Source organism: Chryseobacterium sp. 2TAF14, from assembly GCF_052115105.1.
Lineage (GTDB): Bacteria > Bacteroidota > Bacteroidia > Flavobacteriales > Weeksellaceae > Chryseobacterium.
This window is the reverse complement of record NZ_JBFRGA010000320.1, coordinates 1-2,082: the sequence shown is the minus strand read 5'-3', so window position 1 is coordinate 2,082 and position 2,082 is coordinate 1. Positions and strand designations below refer to the sequence as shown.

Annotated in this window: 3 protein-coding genes and 1 pseudogene; 1 reads left to right on the top strand and 3 read right to left on the bottom strand. The window is 31.1% G+C overall.

The annotated features are described in order from the left end of the window. Positions 1-268 precede the first annotated feature (268 nt). Positions 269-682, bottom strand: coding sequence for a hypothetical protein (locus AB4Y90_RS17910; protein ID WP_441558917.1), 414 nt, complete (start codon positions 680-682; stop codon positions 269-271). A gap of 5 nt (positions 683-687) precedes the next feature. Continuing rightward, positions 688-906, bottom strand: a complete 219-nt coding sequence (locus tag AB4Y90_RS17905; protein WP_441558916.1) for a hypothetical protein — start codon at positions 904-906, stop codon at positions 688-690. A gap of 225 nt (positions 907-1,131) precedes the next feature. Between AB4Y90_RS17905 and AB4Y90_RS17900 the strand changes: the two genes are divergently transcribed. After that, complete coding sequence (locus AB4Y90_RS17900) at positions 1,132-1,791, top strand: metal-dependent transcriptional regulator (protein WP_441558915.1); 660 nt, start codon at positions 1,132-1,134, stop codon at positions 1,789-1,791. 137 nt (positions 1,792-1,928) lie between these two features. Here the strand turns inward: AB4Y90_RS17900 and AB4Y90_RS17895 are convergent. Further along, positions 1,929-2,082: pseudogene (locus AB4Y90_RS17895) on the bottom strand (glutathione peroxidase); the annotation flags it as partial.

The window sequence follows — 2,082 nt, the reverse complement described above, 5'->3', positions numbered from 1 at the left end:
TTTTTGCCATTCTCAAATTTATGAAGCATTTTTTCTAATCCTTTTTGCAATAATTTCTGTTTACGATGGTCTATATATACAACCAGAATGATAATACAAATTAAAAAGCCAACGGCAATAATGAGATATTTTTTATGCTGCTACTGTTCTTTTAAAACTATAGATTGTTTAGATGAGTTYTGAGAAATGGCTTTAACGTTTTCACTTTGTATGCTATCTCTAATTTTAATAAATTCTTTAAAAAGATCTTCTTTTTCCTGACCTTTATCTATATTAGGCGTTGCTCAAGAATATTAGAAAGAGCATTCATATATTTATTTTTTCTGGCCGCAGATTCAGCCTTATCAAAATAAGATGTTGCGCTTTCCAGCCGGTTTTCTTTAGCATCAATAATTGCTTTACACAGATAATAAGTATCTATTCTTGGATTATCAGACGGCGATAGCTTCTCGTACATTTTTTCATATAAAAATATTTGTTTCTTTGCTGCAGCCAGATTTTCAGACATCAGGTAAGCAAAAGCCAGATGACTGCGATGGATAGAAAGCTGAATTTCGTCTTCTTCTACATATTCTTCTTTTTGAATTTCTTTGATCTGTCTGATCATTTCAATTCTTACCGGTATTTCCTCAGAATATTTTTTTTCATCTCTTAAAAACCCGGCTTGTGCACCTAAAGCCATAATTTTTAAAGAAGGATCGTTAAGCTTTTCAGCAACATTTTTCGTCCTTCAGCAATACGTTGGTATGATTTCGAAGTTTCGTTTTCGTTTCCGGAAATTCTTAACATTTTTTCTCCCAGGGCAATCTTTTCATCGGCACTTATAGTTTCCTGATAATAGAGTTGAGAAAAATCTTTGCGTAATGTAGAATCTGTAACGTTTTGAGCTTTATATAAACACATCATAAAGCACAAACTAATTATACTTAATTTCACCATTTTTTTCATTCAGTTTTAAGAATAGTTGCTTAAAGCATAAACAACTACGAATCAAATTTAGAGATAATTCCAGATATTATTTTTGTTGTGAGCTAAAAAATTTAGCAAATATTCTTATTTGAGATAATAATTTAACAAGATCTACATTTAAAAAATATTTTGTTAGATTTGTAATGAAAATCATCTAACATTTTGAAAACAACATTAACAGAAGAAAATTATCTGAAAGCTTTGTTTCATGTAGTTGACCATGAAGGAAAGGTTACGATTAACGAACTGAGCAAATTTCTCAACGTAAAAATGCCGAGTGTTAATAACATGATGAAGAAATTTGCCGACAAAAATTGGGTGATCTACGAAACCTACAAACCACTCAGAGTTACCGAAAAAGGCAGACGTGAAGCTGCTTTAGTCGTAAGAAAACACCGTCTTACCGAAATGTTTCTCGTAAAAAAGATGAATTTTGGCTGGGAAAATGTACACGAAATTGCCGAACAACTGGAACATGTACATTCGCAGGTTTTCTTTGATAAAATGGATGAGATTTTAGATTATCCGAAGTTTGATCCTCACGGAGAACCGATTCCCGACAAAGACGGAAATATTATTTCTCAGGATTTGCAAAAACTCAGCAATTGTAAAGTTGGCGAAACCGTTGTTTTCACTTCTGTCACTTTATCTGATGATGCTTTTCTGAATTATCTTACCGAAAGAAAACTTCTTTTAAATACCAAAATCAAGATTCTTAAGATTGAAGATTTCGACAGATCAATTACCATAGAAATTTCAGGAAAAACAGAAGTTCTCAGCAAGAAAGCGACCGAAAAGATTCTGGTGAAACATAATATTTAGAAGAAAGAAAATAGAATAAAGATAAAAGATTACAAACAACTATTTAATTTCAATAAAGCTTATCATTAATTATTTTAGCAAAAAATTCAAATAAAAAGCGGATCAAAAAATCCGCTTTAAAAATATTTATCTAAAAATTATTTCAAATATTTGGTAATTTCCTCATCAGTAGGTTTTACCTTGCTCACGAAGCTATCAATCAGTCTGCCGTTTTCATCAATTAAAAATTTGGTAAAGTTCCATTTCACTTCTGTGTCTTTCACGCCGTTTAATTGTTTTTCGGTAAGATAT